The organism is Rhizobacter sp. Root1221 (assembly GCF_001425785.1).
In the GTDB taxonomy this organism is placed as follows: domain Bacteria; phylum Pseudomonadota; class Gammaproteobacteria; order Burkholderiales; family Burkholderiaceae_C; genus Rhizobacter.
Genome location: NZ_LMDI01000012.1, coordinates 1 through 18756 on the forward strand (window position 1 = coordinate 1; position 18756 = coordinate 18756).

Annotated in this window: 16 protein-coding genes; 4 read left to right on the forward strand and 12 right to left on the reverse strand. The window is 68.5% G+C overall.

What is annotated here, in order from left to right; genetic code table 11:
• Nucleotides 1-292: 292 nt before the first annotated feature.
• From ASC87_RS09840 to ASC87_RS09860, 5 genes are all read right to left on the reverse strand, one after another.
• Nucleotides 293-1378 carry an IS110 family transposase gene (locus ASC87_RS09840; protein ID WP_056660276.1) on the reverse strand — a complete coding sequence of 362 codons (1086 nt, stop codon included), beginning with the start codon at nt 1376-1378 and terminating at the stop codon, nt 293-295.
• Nucleotides 1379-1657: 279 nt separating this feature from the next.
• Nucleotides 1658-2476, reverse strand: coding sequence for an HDOD domain-containing protein (locus ASC87_RS09845; RefSeq protein ID WP_056661185.1), 819 nt, complete (start codon nt 2474-2476; stop codon nt 1658-1660).
• Nucleotides 2477-2575: 99 nt separating this feature from the next.
• On the reverse strand, nt 2576-3346 hold the full coding sequence (locus ASC87_RS09850) for a TSUP family transporter (protein ID WP_056661188.1): 771 nt from the start codon (nt 3344-3346) through the stop codon (nt 2576-2578).
• 424 nt (nt 3347-3770) lie between these two features.
• Nucleotides 3771-5267, reverse strand: coding sequence for a HAMP domain-containing sensor histidine kinase (locus ASC87_RS09855; protein ID WP_056660279.1), 1497 nt, complete (start codon nt 5265-5267; stop codon nt 3771-3773).
• A complete protein-coding gene (locus ASC87_RS09860; protein WP_056660282.1) occupies nt 5264-5971 on the reverse strand; it encodes a response regulator transcription factor in 708 nt (235 codons plus the stop codon). The genes ASC87_RS09855 and ASC87_RS09860 overlap by 4 nt, the downstream gene beginning before the upstream one ends.
• A gap of 124 nt (nt 5972-6095) precedes the next feature.
• Between ASC87_RS09860 and ASC87_RS09865 the strand changes: the two genes are divergently transcribed.
• Complete coding sequence (locus tag ASC87_RS09865) at nt 6096-6629, forward strand: sigma-70 family RNA polymerase sigma factor (RefSeq protein WP_056660285.1); 534 nt, start codon at nt 6096-6098, stop codon at nt 6627-6629.
• 3 nt (nt 6630-6632) lie between these two features.
• Here ASC87_RS09865 and ASC87_RS09870 read toward each other — a convergent pair whose 3' ends face one another.
• From ASC87_RS09870 to ASC87_RS09880, 3 genes are all read right to left on the reverse strand, one after another.
• Nucleotides 6633-8261: a GMC family oxidoreductase gene (locus ASC87_RS09870; protein ID WP_056660288.1), complete on the reverse strand. Its 1629-nt coding sequence runs from the start codon at nt 8259-8261 to the stop codon at nt 6633-6635.
• 13 nt (nt 8262-8274) lie between these two features.
• On the reverse strand, nt 8275-9693 hold the full coding sequence (gene creD / locus ASC87_RS09875) for a cell envelope integrity protein CreD (RefSeq protein WP_056660291.1): 1419 nt from the start codon (nt 9691-9693) through the stop codon (nt 8275-8277).
• Nucleotides 9694-9788: 95 nt separating this feature from the next.
• Entirely contained in the window at nt 9789-10427 is a 639-nt protein-coding gene (locus ASC87_RS09880; protein ID WP_056660294.1) for a MarC family protein, read from the reverse strand.
• Between the two features lie 241 nt (nt 10428-10668).
• On the opposite strand from ASC87_RS09880, the gene ASC87_RS09885 reads away from it, so the two are divergent.
• Complete coding sequence (locus ASC87_RS09885) at nt 10669-11208, forward strand: RNA-binding protein (RefSeq protein WP_056660297.1); 540 nt, start codon at nt 10669-10671, stop codon at nt 11206-11208.
• 120 nt (nt 11209-11328) lie between these two features.
• Here ASC87_RS09885 and ASC87_RS09890 read toward each other — a convergent pair whose 3' ends face one another.
• The 4 genes from ASC87_RS09890 to ASC87_RS09905 are packed head-to-tail and all read right to left on the reverse strand — an operon-like array spanning nt 11329 to nt 14358.
• A complete protein-coding gene (locus tag ASC87_RS09890) occupies nt 11329-12105 on the reverse strand; it encodes an SDR family oxidoreductase (RefSeq protein WP_056660299.1) in 777 nt (258 codons plus the stop codon).
• Nucleotides 12102-12773 (reverse strand): LPS export ABC transporter periplasmic protein LptC, encoded by a 672-nt coding sequence (gene lptC, locus ASC87_RS09895; protein ID WP_056660302.1) that lies wholly within the window; start codon nt 12771-12773, stop codon nt 12102-12104. Before lptC ends, ASC87_RS09890 begins: the two co-directional genes overlap by 4 nt.
• Nucleotides 12774-12775: 2 nt before the next feature.
• Nucleotides 12776-13354 carry an HAD family hydrolase gene (locus tag ASC87_RS09900; protein ID WP_056660305.1) on the reverse strand — a complete coding sequence of 193 codons (579 nt, stop codon included), beginning with the start codon at nt 13352-13354 and terminating at the stop codon, nt 12776-12778.
• Nucleotides 13354-14358, reverse strand: a complete 1005-nt coding sequence (locus tag ASC87_RS09905; protein ID WP_082568553.1) for an SIS domain-containing protein — start codon at nt 14356-14358, stop codon at nt 13354-13356. Before ASC87_RS09905 ends, ASC87_RS09900 begins: the two co-directional genes overlap by 1 nt.
• A 63-nt stretch (nt 14359-14421) precedes the next feature.
• Between ASC87_RS09905 and ASC87_RS09910 the strand changes: the two genes are divergently transcribed.
• Together ASC87_RS09910 and ASC87_RS09915 are read left to right on the forward strand one after the other, a co-directional pair.
• The gene (locus tag ASC87_RS09910) at nt 14422-16422 is read left to right on the forward strand and encodes a cation:proton antiporter (RefSeq protein WP_056660308.1); all 2001 of its coding nucleotides are present in this window, start codon (nt 14422-14424) and stop codon (nt 16420-16422) included.
• Nucleotides 16423-16722: 300 nt separating this feature from the next.
• A complete protein-coding gene (locus tag ASC87_RS09915) occupies nt 16723-18747 on the forward strand; it encodes a peptidase inhibitor family I36 protein (RefSeq protein ID WP_157603946.1) in 2025 nt (674 codons plus the stop codon).
• Nucleotides 18748-18756 lie beyond the last annotated feature (9 nt).

The window sequence follows — 18756 nt, forward strand, 5'->3', positions numbered from 1 at the left end:
TGTCATCCCGTACATGGACGCCCCTGTTTCGCAAGCACTTTGTTGGCATGGTCTGGCTGGCAGGAAGAGAGTTGCACCCGTACATCCGGACTTTGAAGTTGCGGCTGTGCCGCTGTCCACAGTGGGTATTTGCTGACCGGGGCCCCATCGGCGTAACGCACTTTGGAGGTGCGGCGGGATGAACGGGCTTGTTCCGGTCACGGTCTGACCTGTTTTGCCATCGATGCTGTGAGTGCCAGCGCAACTCGGGAGGAACCTTTCTCGGGGTTGCCGATTGATCGTTGTAGGGGCCTCAGCCTGCGGCCAACGCTGCCCTGGCCCGGGGGCTCAGGCTGACGTGCCCGGGCTCATACGGACGGCCGTGTTTCAGGACCGCCCATGCCGTTCTCGCATTCTTGTTGGCCAAGGCAACGCACACGACGTTCGTGTTTCGCCGCTTGAGCAGCTCGACCAGCCATCGCTCGGTCGAAGTGAGTTTGCTCGGGTCGGCGCCCCCGGCCAGTCTGCGTTTGAGCGCGGTCACCACTGAACGCGCTCCGTGGATCAGTAGCGTGCGCAAACGGCTGTCACCGTTCTTGCTGATCCCCAGCAGCTTGGTCTTGCCGCCGCTGGAGTGCTGCTTGGGCACGATCCCCAGCCAAGCGCTGACCTGGCGGCCGTTGGCAAACGAGTCCGGRTCCCCCGCGTGCGCCACCATCGAGGTGGCCGTGAGCACGCCGACGCCGGGTATCTGCTCCAACGCCTGGCTCGCTGCGCTCGCCCGGTGCCACCGCTCGATTTGCTTGTAAACCTGAGCAATGCGCGTATCCAGCGCCTTGAACTGCTCATACTCCTCGAACAGCGCCACCCTCAAGATCGCAGGCAGCTCGTTGCTCGCATCCTCTACGACCTGCGGGACATGCTTGCTCACGTACGAGATGCCCTTGGGGATTCGCACGCCAAACTCCATCAGCAGGCCTCGCAGGCGGTTGCCAGTGGCATTGCGCGCTTTCATTGCGCCGTCCCGAATCGCTTGCAGCGCGCCGACGGCCTGCTGCTCCGGCGACTTCGCGGCAACGAACTTCATGTTGGGCCGCAAGACTGCCTCGCAGATGGCCTCCGCATCCGCCGCATCGTTCTTGTTCGTCTTGACGAACGGCTTGACGTGCTGCGGTGCGATCAGCTTGACCGTGTGACCCAGCGCCGCCAGCTTGCGCGCCCAATAGTGAGCGCTTGAGCAAGCCTCCATCGCCACGATGCAAGGCGGCAGCTTCACGAAGAACTCCATCAGCTGAGCGTGCTTGATCTGCCGGTTGAACAGCTTGCGCTCACGCTCGTCGACGCCGTGCACCTGAAACACGCTCTTTGCCAGATCCAGGCCGATTGCTTTAACCTTCATGGTGGACGCCTCGCTTTCGTCAGTGGTTGCTTAGACACTTCCACTTTGGCACATCGATGCCGTTAGGGGTGGGGCGTCCATCCCATTGGCGNCATGGTGGACGCCTCGCTTTCGTCAGTGGTTGCTTAGACACTTCCACTTTGGCACATCGATGCCGTTAGGGGTGGGGCGTCCATCCCATTGGCGMAGGCCGGGATCTGCAGCGGGGCGTTGCGCACCCGTGTTCCGCCTGCGGAGGGTGGGGATCCCGGCCTTCGCCGGGAGGACGGAGCGGAGGAACTACCCTCGCGCTTCAGCGTCTTCGATCTGTTGCTTGACCTTTCGCGCCCCGCGCAGCACCAGCGTCTGGTCCAGCATGGCCTGCGGGGCCACGGCCTGGGCCACTTCCTCGAGGCGGTCGGGGTCGGTCATGAGCGTGTTGGCCAGCGCGGACAACACGCAGATGGAACGGCGCGGCGCCTGGGAAGGCAGCTGGTGCAGCGCGTTGACACGCACATGGTGGCGCACGCTGGCCACGGCGCCCGGTGACAGGCCCCAGCTTTCGCACAAAGCGGCGCCCAGCGCGTCGTGGCTCACGCCAAAGGCCTCATGTTCGAGGTCGACGAGTTCGGTGTCGTTGTGGGCCTTCTGCAGCAGGGGGCGGTATTGTTCCTGCGCGTGCTTGAAGAGCACGGCCTTGCCACATTCCTCGAACAGGCCGGCGGAGTGGGCGCCCCACGGGTCGACGCTGAGCGTCTGGCCGATGCGGCCCATCAGCAGGCCTCGCACGGCTGCACGCTGCCACACCGCATCGAGCTCCGGCGCGGGCGGGAACACCGCACGCAGGCCGAATTCAAAGGTGACGGCGGCCACCTCGCGGGTGCCTAGGTAGGTGACGGCCTGTTGCACGCTCTGCACACGGCCCTTCAGGCCATACAGCGACGAGTTGACCGCCTTCATCACGGCGGCCGCGAGCGACATGTCGCTTTCGATCAGGTGGCCGATGGCCTGGACGTTGACATCCTCTTCGGCCAGCAACAGCGACAGCTGCACCAGCGCTTCGGGTTGCGCGGGGATGTCGATGTTGAGCGAGCGGAGTTTGGGGTCGACTGACGACATGGCGTGGTCCAAGGTCAAGGGTGTCCTGAACCCATGCTAACCACCCCGCCCACCCCCGTAAAGCTGAACAAGGGGGCTTAACAGGGCTTCCTCCGCGGTTCAGGCGGCGGTTCGGAAGAGACCGTCCCAGCCGGTCTTGAGGATCAGGAGTCCCACGACCACGATGAACACACCCCGCACGAAGCCTGCGCCGTGTTTCAGTGCGAGGCGGGTGCCGAGCAGGCTGCCCGCGATGTTGGCGATGGCCATGACCGCGGCGATGTGCCACCACACGTGGCCCTTCAGCGCGAACAGCACGATGGCGGCCGCGTTGGTGGCGGTGTTGAGCAGCTTGGCGCTGGCCGACGCATTGAGGAAATCGTAGCCGAGCACCCGCACGAACAGGAACACAAAGAAGCTGCCGGTGCCAGGCCCGAAGAAGCCGTCGTAGAAGCCGACGACACCCCCCACCGTGCTCGCGAGCAGCGCCTCGGTGCGGCCGCTGTATTGCGGGGCGTGGGTGCGGCCCAGGTCCTTGCGGGCCAGTGTGTAGAGGAACACCGCGAGCAGCACGAACGGCAGTGCCTTGCGCAGGCCGTCCGCACTGACGAGCGTGACGGTCCACGCGCCGGCAAAGCTGCCGGCGAGGGCGGCACCGGCAGCAGGGGCCAACGCATGCCAGCGCATCTCGACGCGGCGCGAGAACTGCACCGTGGCCCAGGCGGTGCCCAGGATGGCGGCGGACTTGTTGGTGCCGAACAGCGTGGCGGGTGCCGCCGTGGGGAACACGCTGAACAGCGCAGGGACCAGGATGAGACCCCCGCCACCCACGATGGCATCGATGAAACCGGCCAACAAGGAGGCCACGGAGACGGTGAGGAGTTCGAGCATGCTGACGGGAGAGGGGGCGCGGCGCGCAACCCGGCAGTCTGACCGATCCGGGCCGCCGAGGGGCGTGCTGCGGTTTTCGCCGGGGGCGGTCGGAAAAAAGGGCGCCAGGTTGCCCGGGCGCCCTTCTTCCGTTTTCATCGGCGGGATCACGGTGATGCCGTGCCCCGGCCTGTTGTCGCAGCCGCGGGCAGGTGCCATTGGTGCGTGGATGTCTCCTCTGTCCCCCGCCCTGCGACCCATGTGGTGCATGTCCGCTGCGAGTGAAGTCACTTTACTGCACGACCGTTCACTGTCGAGCTAGGTGTTTCCCTGCACCTAACACTTGGGGGCTGTGATCGAACGGGGGAGTCACCCCGATTTCACCAGGCTGGCACCTTGGTTTGTGTGCATGCGTGCACTTAGAGCGCGATGATGCCCGCTGCACTCAGCCGGTGGGCAGTTCGATGGCGACCCGGGTGCCGTGCCCCGGTTCGCTGGTGACCGCCACGCGGCCGCCGTGAAGTTCGGCGATGCGCTTCACGATGGCAAGGCCCAGGCCGCGGCCAGTGTCGGCCGATGCGGGTTCGACGGACGTGCGGGCCTGGTAGAACCGGTCGAACAGGTGGGCCAGTTCGTCGGCGGGGATGCCCGGGCCGGTGTCGGCCACCCAGACGTGCACGCCGTCGCCGCGCGTTTCGGCGGCCAGCGTGACGTGGCAGCCGGTGCCGCAGAACTTCAGGGCGTTGTCCACCAGGTTGGCCACGGCACGTTCGAACAATTCGATGTCGATGTGGGCCACGACCGGGTGGTCACCCGGGCTGGCGGCGAGCACGATGCCGTGGCGCACGGCGCGTTCGTGGAAGCGCATCGCGATGTCGTCCAGCAGCTCCCGCAGGTCCACCTGTTCGAGGCGCAGCTGGAAACTCGGTTCGTCGAGGGTGGCCAGGTCGCCGAGGGCCTTGACCAGGCCCGCGGCGTTGCGCGTGTTGCGCAGCGCCACACCGGCGAGCCGGCTGTCCTCGGCGCGTGCCGGGTCGCCGGCCCAGCGGGCCTCGAGCGTTTCGAGGCAACCGGCGGTGGCGGTCAGCGGTGAGCGCAGGTCGTGGGACAGGTTGCTGACCGCCTCCCGGCGGAAATGGTCGAGCCGGCGCATGGTGTCCCACTGGGTCTGCAGGGTGCTCAGCATCGCGCCGAAGGCCATGGTCAGCTGGCCGAACTCGTCGCGGGTGGCCGGGGGCAGCAGCGGGCCGGCGTCCGCTGCGCCCTCCTGCAGGCCCTTGCGAGACAGCGCGGCCACCGCATCGGTCAGCCGCCGCAGTGGCCGGGTCACCGACGCCACCACCAGCGCGGCCAGCAGCGTGGTGAAGCCGACGATCGCGAGGATCAGCCCGAGGGCCGGCCGCCCGGCACTGGCACGCAAGGCCTGCCAGCGGGTGGCGGGTTCGGCGTCGCGGTGGGCCACGAGGTACAGGTAGCCGGCGACCGGGTCGTTGGCACGGATCGTCGACCGGCTGAGGGGTACCGCGGCGATCACGGCATTGGCGTCCATGCGTTCCGGGTCGTCGCCCATCACGTACGGGGCGGCCCGCTGGTTGATCGACTGCTTCACCGGCCCGAGGGCCACCGCGAACCCCGGTGGCAGCTGGGCGCTGCCCGTGCTGGACAGCACGGTGCCGGCCGGGTCCAGCAGGTACAGCTGGGTGTCGGGTTCGAACAGCACGAGGTTGCGCAGGAAGCCGTTGAAGTCGTCCGGTTGGCGCTGGTGCATGTCGACCATGTTGTCGTACATGGAGGCCACGCGGCCGAGGAAGCGGGTGGCACGCTGGTAGGTGGTCTCGTGTTCGAACCGCTGGAACGCCAGCAGCACGGTGGCGATCACGGCGAGCGCGGTGACGAGGCCGGTGGCGAAGATCGTCAGTGCGATCTTGAGGCGAACGCTCATGGGCTTTCGCGCATCTTGTAGCCCGCACCTCGCACCGTGAGGATCAGCTGCGGGCGCATCGGGTCGGCCTCGAGCTTGGCGCGCAGGCGGTTGATGTGCGTGGTGACGGTGTGTTCGTAGCCGTCGTGGGTGTAGCCCCACACGGCGTTGAGCAACTGCCCGCGCGAGAACACGTGGCCCGGGTGGTTCGCGAAGTGCAGCAGCAGGTCGAACTCGAGGGCCGTGAACTCGAGCGGCTTGCCCTGCCAGCGCACCTGGCGTTTCGTGGGGAGGATTTCCAGGTCGCCGTTGCGCAACACGCCGCTGGCCGCGCCGCTGGCCTGCGCGGCACGCAGCAGGTCGGCGCGCCGCAGCAGCGCCTTCACGCGGGCCAGCAGTTCCGCGAGCGAAAAGGGCTTCGTGAGGTAGTCGTCGGCGCCCAACTCCAGGCCCAGCACCCGGTCGAGTTCGGTGGATTTGGCCGTGAGCATCAGGATGGGCATGGTGCGGCCACGGGCGCGAAGGGCCTTGCACACCTCGAGGCCATCGAGCTTGGGCATCATCAGGTCGAGGATCAGCAGGTCGTGGCCCCCCTCGTTCTGGCTGGCGAGCGCGGCCTCGCCGTCCGTCACCGCCGTCACCTCGTACCCGGCCTGGCGCAGGTGGAGGGTGAGCAGTTCACGGATGTCGGTCTGGTCTTCGGCGACGAGCACGGTGGCGGGCATGGCCGGATTGTCGTCCGGCGTCGGTTCTTCTTACGCAAATGTGATCTTCCTGTGAGGTTCGGTGAGGGCCGTGCGAGGTGCCCCCGCGACAGTGATGACATCGCACCGCTTCGCTGGAGCCGCCATGACCCCGATCACTGCCACCGCCCTCCCCGCCACCCCAGTTGCCCACGCCATCCCCTGCGCAGACCTGGTGTCCCACCGCACCTACCTCGTCCGCTTCGCCCAGCGGCGCCTGCACGATCCGATGCTCGCGGAGGACCTGGTGCACGACGTGTTCGAGGCGGTGCTGTCGGGCCGCGCCAGCTTCGGCGGCCGTTCCGCCTTGCGCTCGTGGCTCACCGCGATCCTGAAGCACAAGGTGGTGGACCTGATCCGCCAGCGGGCGGGCACGGTGAGCCTGGATGACGGGGACGATGAAGAAGACGGCCCGGGGACGCCGTGCCCCCTGCCCCGCCCTGACGAACGGGCCGAGCAGCGCGAGCGGCTGACCCGCACGCTCGCGCGCATCGAGGCCCTGCCGGCCGGGCTGCGCGACGTGATGCGCCTGCGGGTGCTGCAGGACGAATCCACCGATGCGGTGTGCCAGGCGCTGTCGATCAGCGAGGACAACCTGTTCGTGCGCCTGCACCGGGCGCGCCGCCAGCTGCTGTCGTGACGGTCAGGCGCCGTCGCCGTCGAGGATCCAGCGCGCGGCGCGTTCCGCGATCATCAGCGTGGGCGAGTTGGTGTTGCCGCTGGTGATGGTGGGCATCACGCTGGCGTCGGCCACGTGCAGGCCGCCGATGCCGTGCACACGCAGGCGGGCGTCCACCACTGCCGCCGGGTCGCTGGCCGGCCCCATCTTCGCGGTGCCCACCGGGTGGAAGATGGTGGTGCCGATGTCGCCCGCGAGGCGGCTCAGGTCGTGGTCGCTGACGAACTCGGTCCCGGGACGCATCTCGCGCGGCTTGAACCGGGCGAGTGCTGGCTGGGCGGCGATGTGGCGCGTGACCCGCAACGAATCGGCCGCCACCTGGCGGTCTTCGTCGGTGCTGAGGTAGCCGGTGTGGATGGCGGGCGCGGCGAGCGGATCGGGCGACCGGGCCACGATGCGGCCGCGGCTCGTGGGGTTCAGGTTGCACACGCTGGCGGTGAAGGCGTCGTGGGTGTGCAGGGGTTCACCGAAGGCGTCGAGCGACAGCGGTTGCACGTGGTATTCGAGGTTGGCGTGCGGCCGGTCGGTGCTGCTGCGGGTGAACACCCCGAGCTGCGACGGCGCCATGCTGAGCGGGCCGCTGCGGTTCCACGCGTATTGCATCCCGATGGTGGCGCGGCCCCACCACGAGCGGCTCATCGTGTTGAGCGTGCGGGTGCCTTCGACCGCGTACACCGCGCGGACCTGCAGGTGGTCCTGCAGGTTGCCACCCACGCCGGGCAGGTGGTGCGTGACCGGGATGCCGAGGCCGTTCAGCAACGCGCCGTCGCCGATGCCGGAGAGCTGCAGCAGGTGGGGCGTGCCCACGGCACCGGTGCACATCACCACCCCCTGCGTGGCCGTGACGTCGATGGGGGCGCCGCCGCCGGCCGGGATCACCTGCACGCCCACGGCACGCGGGCCCCGGTCGGTGGTCTCCACCCGCACGCGCGACAGGTGGGCGCCGGTCCACACCTGCAGGTTCGGCCGGTCCACCACCGGCCGCAGGAAGGCCTTGGACGCGTTCCAGCGGATGCCGCGCCGCTGGTTCACGTGGAAGTACCCCACCCCTTCGTTGTTGCCACGGTTGAAGTCGTCGGTGTGCGGGATGCCGGCCTGCTGCGCGGCCTCGGCGAACGCGTCGAGGATGTCCCACCGCAGGCGCTGGCGTTCGACACGCCACTCACCACCCGCGCCATGGGCCGCATCGGCGCCACGGTAGAAGTCTTCGTGCTGGAGGAAGAACGGCAGGCACTCGTCCCACGTCCAGCCGGGGTTGCCGAGGGCGTCCCAGTGGTCGTAGTCGCGTGCCTGGCCGCGCATGTAGATCATGCCGTTGATGCTGGAGCTGCCGCCCAGCACCTTGCCGCGCGGGTAGCGAAGCGCCCGGCCGTTGAGCCCGGGGTCGGGCTCGGTCTGGTACAGCCAGTCGGTGCGCGGGTTGCCGATGCACTTCAGGTACCCCACCGGCACGTGGATCCACAGATAGTCGTCATGGCCCCCCGCTTCGATGAGCAGCACGCGCCGGTTCGGATCGGCGCTGAGGCGGTTGGCGAGAAGGCAGCCGGCGGTGCCGGCCCCGCAGATGATGTGGTCGTAGGTCGATGGGGTCACCCGCGGAGTCTAGTCACGCCGCGGGCGTCGTCGAGCGGATCAACCCGTACCAGTCCACCCGGCGCGTGAGCACCATCACGGCGGCGAGCACGAGGAACAGCAGCACCGAACCCAGCACCATCGCGGTCTGTTCCATCTGCAGCAGCAGGTACAGCGCGCCGTAGAGGCCCGCGATGCCGGTGCCGAACAGCAGGCCCGCGCGCCAGCCGCCGAGCACGTGTGTGGCATAGAAGGCGAGCAGCGACACACAGGCCGTGGCGGCCACCGCGTACGAGATGCCGAACGCCAGGTGTTCGGACAGGCTCAGCAGCAACAGGAAGAACACGCTCAGCGCACAACCCACCAGCAGGTACTGCACCGGGTGCACGCGCAGGCGGCGCAGCACCTCGACCATGCCCACGGCCACGAACGACAGCGCGATGAACAGCAGGCCGTACTTCAGTGCGCGGTCGCTCAGCGAGTAGGCGTTGACCGGGTCGATGAAGTCCACGCCGAAGGTCTCGATGCAGCCCGGCGCCGACGGGCCATCGGACGCGGTGGCGGCGGCGGTGACGACCGTGTCGTCGTTGCTGCTGTAGCGATTGTTGTCTTTGTCTGCGGCCGACACCCCGGTACACAAGGCCCGCCCGGCGAAGAAGTCGCGGTCGGCGCTGCTGGCCAGCGCGGAGATGCGCCAGTGGGCGGTGAACTTGCCCTCCTCCACGTCGCGTTGCACCGGCAGGAAGCGGCCGCCGAACGACGGGTGGCCCCAGTTGGCGGTCAGTGCCACCTGGTTGTTGTCTCCCACCGGGGCGATGGCGAGGTCGCCGGTGCCGACGATCTGCAGCTTCACCTTGGCGGTGATCGTGTCGGCCACCGTGCGGGGCACCACGGCGTGGAAGCCGGACGGGAGTTTCTTGAACGGGGTGCCGGGCAACACGGCGACCTCCTGGCCGTCAATCTGCACGTGGGCTTCGCGCAGGCCGCGGCTGTCGCTCAGGGCCACGGCGAGCGTGGGCGAGCCACAGGTGACCCGGCCCTTCGGGTTCTCCGCTTCGGGCTGGAGCGGCTTCCACTGAGCGGACAAGGTGGTGTCGGTCACGTAGGTGTTGACCTTGAAGAGCCCGCGGTAGCGGGCCTCCATCACGACGTTGCCGACGATGTCGAGCCGGTCGGGCGTGGCGTCGGTGAAGAACTCGCGGCGCAGGGTGGAGGTCACCATCGTGTTGCCCTTGCGTTCGACGGTCTCCCACGTCTCGTGGCACACCGCGCGCAGCACCGGCCCGAGCAAGGCCTGTGGGCCGGCCTGCGCCTGCTCGATGCTGCGGCGGGCCTCGCTCGCACGCTGCTGGCGTTCGTCGACCAGGCCACCGACCCGCGCGAGGGCGAGCATCAGCAGGCCGACGATGGCCAGCAGGGTCAGCACCTTGATCAAGGTGGGGTTGAGTTTCATGGGGAACTTCCGTCTGTTTCGTTGGACGGCGCACTGTCGCTCCACGCGGTGAAGCGCCCGTGAAGTGCTGTGTGAAGTCGCGGTGAAGCGACGCCTCAGTGCAGCGTGCTGGCGAGGACCGGGAACAACTTCAGGAGACCGTCGGACATCACCTCGACGGCCAGCGCGGCGAGCAGCAGCCCCATCAGGCGGGTCATCACGTTGATGCCGGTGCGGCCGAGCACCTTGGCGATGCGTCCGGACGCGCTGAACGCGAGCCACACCGAGATGCCGATCACGATGCCGTAGCCGACCAGGTAGGCGAGCTCCCACCAGTGGTGCGTCTTGTCGGCGTAGATCACCATCGTGGAGATGGTGGCCGGGCCGGTCAGCAGCGGGATGGTCAGCGGCACGATGGCGATGCTGTCGCCCGCGTCGACCTTGTGGTCACCCTCGCTGACGTCCTCCTCGCGGGTCTCGGCGGGCTGGGCGTTCAGCATCTGCAGCGCCGATATCAGCAGCAGCGTGCCACCGCCCACCTGGAAGGAGGCCAGCGAAATACCAAAAAACTCGATGATCTTCAATCCCGCCAACGCGCTGACGGCAATCACGACGAAGGCGCTGAAGGCGCTCACCCGAATGGTGCGGCGGCGCTGTTCTGGGGTGAAACCCTGTGTGAAATGGATAAAGAAGGGGATTGCACCAATGGGGTTCACGATGGCGAGCAACGCGATCAAGGGCTTGTAGATATCCATATCCGTATTGTGAGTGGCGTTGAGCGGCGGCGTCCTTGCAGGACATTTCTTACACGGACGCCTCGAAAACAACACTCCGCGCAGAACCGCATTTCCTAAGGGGTTTCCATCATTTGCACGCGCTCGGGAAATTAATTGATAATGCAGATTCTGTGTCTGGAAGCAGCGCCTTCGCTTGAGGTTCGGGATAGGTTAAAGCTCCACATGGTTCTCTGAAACTAGGAAATGAAAGGCGCTCTCCATGGGCAACAAACTCTACGTCGGTAACCTCTCGTACAGCATTCGAGACGACGATCTCCAGCAAGCCTTCGCCCAATTCGGCGGAGTCTCCTCGGCCAAGGTCATGATGGACCGCGACACCGGCCGTTCGAAGGGCTTCGGCTTTGTCGAAATGAGCTCGGACGCCGAGGCCCAATCGGCCATCAGCGGCATGAACGGCAAGGACCTCGACGGTCGCGCCCTCGTGGTCAACGAAGCACGTCCTCGTGAAGAGCGTCCGGGCGGCTTCGGTGGCGGCGGCGGTGGCCGTTCGGGTGGCGGCGGCTACGGCGGCGGCGGCGGTGGCAGCTACGGTGGTGGCGGCGGTGGCCGTTCCAGCGGTGGCGGCTACGGCGGCGGCGGCAGTGGTGGCTACGGCGGTGGCGGCAGTGGCGGTGGCGGCTATGGCGGTGGCGGCGGTGGCCGTTCCGGCGGCGGCGGCGGCGGCTACGGCGGCGGTGGCCGTTCGGGTGGCGGCGGTGGCTACGGCGGCGGTGGCCGTTCGGGCGGCGGCGGCTACTGATCCACCCCTCGTAGCGGGTTGCCCACGGTAACGTGGGTGGCCCGGCGAACCTCACAAGGCGGCACACGTTTCGGCGTTGCCGCCTTTGCCTTTTGGGGCGCCCTTCTCAGCCCGGTGCGGTCACTCGCCCGCGCGGTGTTTGCGGGCGCGGCCCACCAGCAGGCGGTCGAACAGCCCGTTCGGCAGTGCGCGCATCAGGCGCGCCACCACGCCCATCTGCCACGGGATCACGCGGTAGCTGGTGCCGGCGGTGATGGTGTCGAAGGCCCGGTCGGCGAAGTCCTCGGGCTGCATCAGGAACGGCATGCTGTAGCGGTTCTGCGCGGTCAGCGGGGTGGCAATGTAGCCCGGCAGCACCGTCACCACGCGCACGCCCGATGCCCGCAGTTCACCGCGCAGGCTTTCCAGGTAACTGATCACCGCGGCCTTGCTGGCGCAGTAGGCGCCGTGCCCCGGCAGGCCGCGGATGCCGGCCACGCTCGCGATTCCCACGAGGCGGCCCGTGCCCCGGTCGCGCATGGGCGCGATGAACGGTTGGAACGTGGCAGCCATGCCGATGTTGTTGGTCTCGTACGTGCGGCGCATCACCTCCAGGTCCTCGAAGATGGCGGTGTCGATGCCGAGGCTGATACCGGCGTTGGCGATCACCACGTCGGGCAATCCCGACGCGGCGATGCAGGCGCGGCCTGCGGCGGTGATGGCGTCGATGTCGCGCACGTCGGCGGCCAACACGCTGCAGTGTTCCGGGGCGATGCCTTGTGCCCGGGCCCAGGCCTCCACCTCGGCGCCGCGGCGTGCCACCAGTGCGAGGCGGTAACCGGCGCGGTGGTAGCGCAGCGCCATGGCCTGGCCGAGGCCGCTGGAGGCGCCGGTGATGTAGGCCAGCGGCGCCGTCATGGTTTCCGCGGGCTCGGGTCGAATACCGCGCGTGACCGGCCGGTGAAGCGGATCACGCCGTCCTTGTGTGTGTATTCCATGCCGTCGGCCTGCACCTCGGTGCCGCCCTGGGTGACCACGACGGGCTTGTTCGAGAACACCCGTTCGGCCTGCACGAAGGCGTGCAGGAACTCGCTGCGGAAGTGGATGGCCGCCTCGGTGGGCGTGGCCTCGCGCACCACCTCGGCCTGGCCCATCAGCTGCACCTCGGTGGCCGCGCTGTCGGTGAGGGCGTGGTGCGCGGTGGCGACGGACGTGCGGTTCTCGCTGTCAATGGCGCGCAGGCGCACGTTGTCGATCTCGAGTGTGTCGGTGTCCGGGTAGTGGCGCAGGGTTTCACCTTCGAGCTGCGCTTCGAGGGTGCCGGCGGGGGTGTACCTCTGGACCGAGAAGTGGTGCATCTCGTAGTCGGGTTCGTGGCGCGGGGCCACCGCCGGGCGGTCGTCACTCGGCGGCACGGTGTTCTTGACGAGCCACCACGTGCCGATGGCCAGCAGGGCCATCAGCATCACCGGCAGGTAAGTGGAGGCCATCTGCGCAAGCTGCCAGGTCCACGGCTGCCTCTGCGGCGCTGGCGAGAGGTCGAACTCCGGCGGCGCGAGGGTGTTGGGCGAGGTGGTGTCGACCACGGTCAGGGCGAGGCGTCGAGGGTGGTGAGGTGGCCGTGCAGCAGCCGGGCGTAGGCGCCGCAGGCGGTCAGCAGCACGTCGCAGCATTCGCGGGCCGCGCCGTAGCCGCCCCGCGCCGTGGTGACGTGGTGGGCCACGGCCAGCACCTCGGCGTGGGCATTGGCAGGTGCGCAGGCGAACGCCACGCGGGTCATCAGCGGCAGGTCGGGCCAGTCGTCGCCGATGGCGGCGAGCTGTGACCAGTCGACCTGGAGCGTGGCCATCACGCCGTGGGCGGCGGCCAGCTTGTCGTGGGCACCGTACACCGCGTGGCGGATGCCGAGGTCGGCCACGCGGCGGCGCACCGCCGGTGAATCGCGGCCGGTGATGACGATGGGTTCGATGCCACCCTGCGCCAGCAGCTTCAGGCCGTGGCCGTCGAGGGTGTTGAACGCCTTGAATTCCTCGCCACCGGCGCCGATGTAGATGCGGCCGTCGGTGAGCACACCGTCGACGTCGAAGATGGCGGCGCGGATGCCCTGGGCCTTCAGCAACAGCTCGGGGGGAAACGACAGGACGGGGGACAGGACAGGGGTGGGCATCAGATGACCTTCGCCCGCATCAGGTCGTTGGTGTTCAGCGCGCCCACCAGCTGGCCGGTGGTGTCGACCACGAGCACGCTCGTGATGCGGTGCTGTTCCATCAGGTCGGCGGCCTCGACGGCCAGCGCGTCGGCGCGCACGAGCCGGGGTTTGGCGTGCATGGTTTCGCGTGCGGTGAGGCCGCGCAGGTCGTTGCCGCCCTCGACGAGGCGGCGCAGGTCGCCGTCGGTGAAGATGCCGAGCACCTCGCCCGCGGCATCGACCACGGCGGTGGCGCCGAGGCCCTTGCGGGTCATCTCCTTCATCATGTCGACGAACGGGGTGTCGGGTGCCACGCGGGGCACCTCGTCGCCGCTGCGCATCACGTCGCGCACGTGGGTGAGCAGCTTGCGCCCGAGGCTGCCGCCGGGGTGCGAGCGGGCGAAGTCTTCCTCGCGGAAACCGCGGGCGTCGAGCAGCGCCACGGCCAGCGCGTCGCCGACGGCCATCTGCGCGATGGTGCTGGCGGTGGGGGCGAGGTTCAGCGGGCAGGCTTCCTGGTCGACACCGCTGTCGAGCACCATGTCGGCGTGGCTGGCGAGCGACGACCCGGGGCGCCCCGTCATGGCCACGAGCGTGATGCCCACCCGTTTCAGGGCCGGCAGGATGGCCGCGAGTTCGTCGCTTTCACCCGAGTTGGAGATGGCCAGCACCACGTCGCCCGGGGTGACCATGCCGAGGTCGCCATGGCTGGCCTCGGCCGGGTGGACGAACATGGCCGGCGTGCCGGTGGACGCCAGCGTGGCGGCGATCTTGCGGCCCACGTGGCCACTCTTGCCCATGCCCATCACGACCACGCGGCCGGTGCAGCGAAGCATGGCCAGCACGGCCTGGGTGAAACCTTCCCCCTGGCGGGCCTTCAGGCCCAGCAAGGCCTTCGATTCGATGTCGAATGTGTCGTGGGCGAGACGCAGCGCGCGTGGGGCGTCGAAAGTTTCGGGAGATACAGCGGGGCTGGGCACGATGGGAGGCCTGGGTCCAGTAGGATGGAGCGATTGTAGGCACCCTCCCCCTCCCCGTCCCCTCTGATGGCCTCCACCCTGGAACTGGTGTTGTTGTATCTGGTTGCGGCTGTTCTCGGCGTGGCCGCCTGCCGCTCGCTGAAGCTGCCGCCCATGCTCGGGTACCTGGCCGTGGGGGTGCTGATCGGCCCGAACGCGCTCGCGCTGGCGAAGAACTCGGCGGGCATCACCTACCTCGCCGAGTTTGGCGTGGTGTTCCTGATGTTCGTGATCGGCCTCGAGTTCAACCTGCCCAAGTTGCGCAGCATGCGCACGCTGGTGTTCGGGCTGGGGCTGAGCCAGGTGTCGCTGACCATCCTCGCCGCGGTGGCCGGCAACGTGGTGCTGGCCTGGGGCCTGGCCATGGCAGGCCGCAGCTGGGGCCTCGGCTGGCAGAGCGCGGTGGCGCTGGGCGGGGCGCTCGCGATGAGCAGCACGGCCATCGTCGTCAAGCTGATGGCCGAACGGCTGGAGCTGGAGTCCGAGCACGGCCGCCGTGTGATGGGGGTGCTGCTGTTCCAGGATCTGGCCGTGGTGCCGCTGCTGGTGCTGATCCCGGCGCTCGGGTCGTCGCCCGAGGTGCTGATGCAGTCGCTCGTGTTCGCGGCCCTGAAGGCGGCCGCGCTGCTGACGGTGCTGCTGGTGGGCGGGCAACGGGTGATGCGCTGGTGGCTCACGATCGTGGCGCGGCGGCGCAGCGAGGAACTGTTCATCCTGAACCTGCTGCTGGTTACGCTGGGCCTCGCCTGGCTCACCGAGCACGCCGGCCTGTCGCTGGCGCTCGGCGCATTCGTGGCCGGCATGCTGATCGCGGAGACGGAATACAAGCACCAGGTGGAGACCGACATCCGGCCGTTCCACGACGTGCTGCTAGGCCTCTTTTTCATCACCATCGGGATGAAGCTCAATGCAGAGATCGTGATGCAGCGCTGGGGCCTGGTGCTGCTGCTGAGCGTGATGCCGGTGCTGTTCAAGTTCACGTTGGTGGCGGGGCTGGCGAAGGTGTTCGGGGCCCCACCCGGCGTGGCGCTGCGCACGGGCCTGTACCTCGCGCAGGCCGGTGAGTTCGGTTTCGTGCTGCTGACCCTGGCCACGCAGCAGAACCTGCTGCCGGCGCACCTGCAGAGCCCGGTGCTTGCGAGCATGGTGCTGTCGATGCTGGCCACGCCGTTCCTGATCATGCACAGCGACCGCATCGTGATGCGGCTGAGTTCGAGTGACTGGCTGATGCAGTCGGTGGCCATGACGCGCATCGCCAAGCGGGCCATCAACACCGAGGCCCACATCATCATCGCCGGCTACGGCCGCAGCGGGCAGAACCTTGCCCGGCTGCTGGAGCAGGAGCACATCCCGTACATGGCGCTCGACCTGGATCCCGACCGCGTGCGCCAGGCCACCGCGGCCGGCCAGAGCGTGGTGTTCGGTGACGCGGCCCGGTTGCAGAGCCTGATGGCCGCGGGCCTCGCCCGGGCGAACGCGGTGGTGGTGAGTTACCACGACACGGCGTCGGCCCTCAAGATCCTGCACCTCGTGCAGGAGCACGCGCCGAAGGTGCCGGTGATCGTGCGCACGCGCGACGACACCGACATCGAGCGCCTGCAGTCCGCGGGCGCCACGGGGGTGGTGCCCGAGACCATCGAGGGGTCCCTGATGCTCGCGAGCCACGCACTCGCGCTGGTGGGGGTGCCCATGCGCCGCGTGATCCGTGTCGTGCAGGACCAGCGCGACGCGCGCTATGGCCTGCTGCGAGGCTACTTCCACGGCGCCGACGACGACACGATGGACGAGCGCCAGCAGGCGCGCCTGCTCAGCGTGAGCCTGCCCCCCGCCGCAGCCAGCCTCGGGGACACGCTGGAGTCGCTCGCGTTGCACGCGCTGGGCGTGAGCGTGGTGTCGGTGCGCCGGGCCTCCGGCGCGGTGACCCGGCCCGACGACAAGCTGCGACTGGCGGCCGGCGACACGCTGGTGCTGTCGGGCTTGCCCGAGCCGCTGGCACTGGCCGAAAGCAAGTTGCTCGGACGCGGCTGAACGCGCCTTCCGTGTCACTTGATGGTCGGAGTTTGTCGCAAGCGCGTCGGTTCGTAATCGACGCAACAAACATCGACAGCCTCGACCCCCCTAACCTTCGGTATGGCGTTCGCCGGTGATTTGTCATCGAAAGCGGATCACGCAAGCCGTCACCGAGGGAAGAGTTGGAACCGGTTTCTTCCAGGCGCAACCAAAGGCTCCTTGACCATTGGTTGCAAGTCGAAAGCGGCTCGAACCTTGCAGTAATTCACGGAAATCGCGGTTCTCCGCGTTCCGTCACATCTGCAAGGAGGTCCGTTCGTGTCCCGACAAGCCCTTTCCCCCCTGGCGTCCGCGTCGCCCGTCCATCGCCTGATGCTGCCGCTCGCATCGCTGACCGTGCTGCTGGCCGCCTGCGGCGGTGGCGGTGGCAACGCGTCGGCGTCCGGCGACAGCGCTGCGGCGCTGGAGGCCACGGTCGAGGCGGCGGAGGCGGCCGCTGACCCGGTGTGCTACTTCGAACACGCCAACTACCAGGGCAAGAGCTTCTGCGGCAGTGCCGACAACAACTGGCTCGGCAACGCCTGGAACGACCGCATCTCGTCGGTGAAGGTGAAGGCCGGCTACAAGCTGCAGCTGTTCCAGCACATCGCCTACGGCGGCCGCTCGGTGACGTTGACGGCCGACAGTGCGAACCTCGGGGGCCAGGGGTTCAACGACACCGCGTCGTCGCTGAAGGTGGTGGCCCCGGCCACCCCACCGGTCACCCCACCGGTGACGGCGTCGCCGGTGGGCGGCATCCAGCTCGCGCAGTCGCTGCTGTTCAACAGCGACGACAGCGCGCTCGTGCTGGTGAGTGGCAAGGCCGTGCTGGTGAAGGTCAACGTGACCAGCAGCACGGCGGGGGCCGCCAAGCCAAGCGGCACGCTGCGTGTGGAGAACACGGTGGACGGGGTCACCCGCGACCTGCTGTTGGCCACGCCCACCGGCAACCTGCCCGGCACCGTGCCGCAGGTGCCGAGTTTCACCGACGCCTACACGGTCACGGTGCCCGCAGACCTCGTGAAACCGGGCTTGCGCCTGACGGCCCTCATCGGCAGCAGCCCGGGCACCACGATCACACCGCGGGTGGGTGGTGGCGTGCCCATGAAGTTCATTCCCATCTCGGTCCAGATCGCCGGCACGGCCGGCAAGCTGCCGGCCAACCAGGGCCCCCACGTGCAGGCGCTGTTCCCGGTGTCGGCCGTGACGGTGCAGGCCCACAACACCTACGTGTCGGGCCGTGTCACCACGCTGCCCACGTCAGACGCCGGCTGGAGCGACGCGTTCGGCAAGATCCTCGGGGAACTCGCCGACCTGCACACGCTGGAGGGCGCCGCCCGCCACGACCACTATTTCGGCTTCATCCCGAAACGCACCTGGGGGCTCGCGGGCCTGGCGTACGTGGGGGGCAATTCCGGCGTGGGCTTCGACATGCCGGATTCACCGAAAACCGTGCGCGACGTGGTGGCCCACGAACTGGGGCACAACTTCTCGCTGCCCCACGCGGCCTGCGGCGGCGCGGGCAACCCCGATCCGAAGTACCCGTATCCGGACGCGAACCTCGGCAAACCCGGCCGCTACGTGTGGCCCTACCTGGCCGACACCGCCACCTTCTACGACCCGCGGCCCACCGACCGGCACGACATCATGAGCTACTGTGGTGGCGAGGTGTTCTCCGACTACAACTACCGTCAGATGCAGACGTACCTGACGCCCACCGACAAGATGGTCATGGCCGCAAAAGCCCAGGCTGGCCCCGCACAGGAGTTGCTGCTGATCAGCGGCGAGATCGGCGCCACAGGGGCCGAACTGAACCCGGTGAAGTCGCTCCTGGGCGAGGCCCGGTTGCCCGAGGCCGGTCCGTACACGCTGCGCATCACCACCGCCGCCGGTGTGGTGGACTACCCGTTCGCGCCGCGCACCCTGGACCACGACACCGTGCTGCAGCACTTCGGGTTCACGGTGCCTCACCCGGGCGCCATCCAGGGCCTGGCGGTGTTGCGTGACGGCAAGGTGCTCGTCACCACGCGGGCCACCGCCCTGCGCAGCACCGACCCGGCGCTGTCGGCCGCGCCGCAGGTTCAGGTGCAGGAAGCCAGCGGCACCGTGAAGCTCGTGTGGGATGCGGTGCGGCACCCGTACCTCACCGTCACGTGGACGGGCGGCGGCCAGCGCCGCAACCTCGCGCAGGACCTGCGCGGTGGCAATGCGACCCTGCCCGCCGATGACCTGCCGGCCGGCGGCAGCTTCGAGTTCGTGCTGTCCGACGGCCTGAACCCCGTGCGCGTCACCCGCGCACGGTGATCCGGCTGC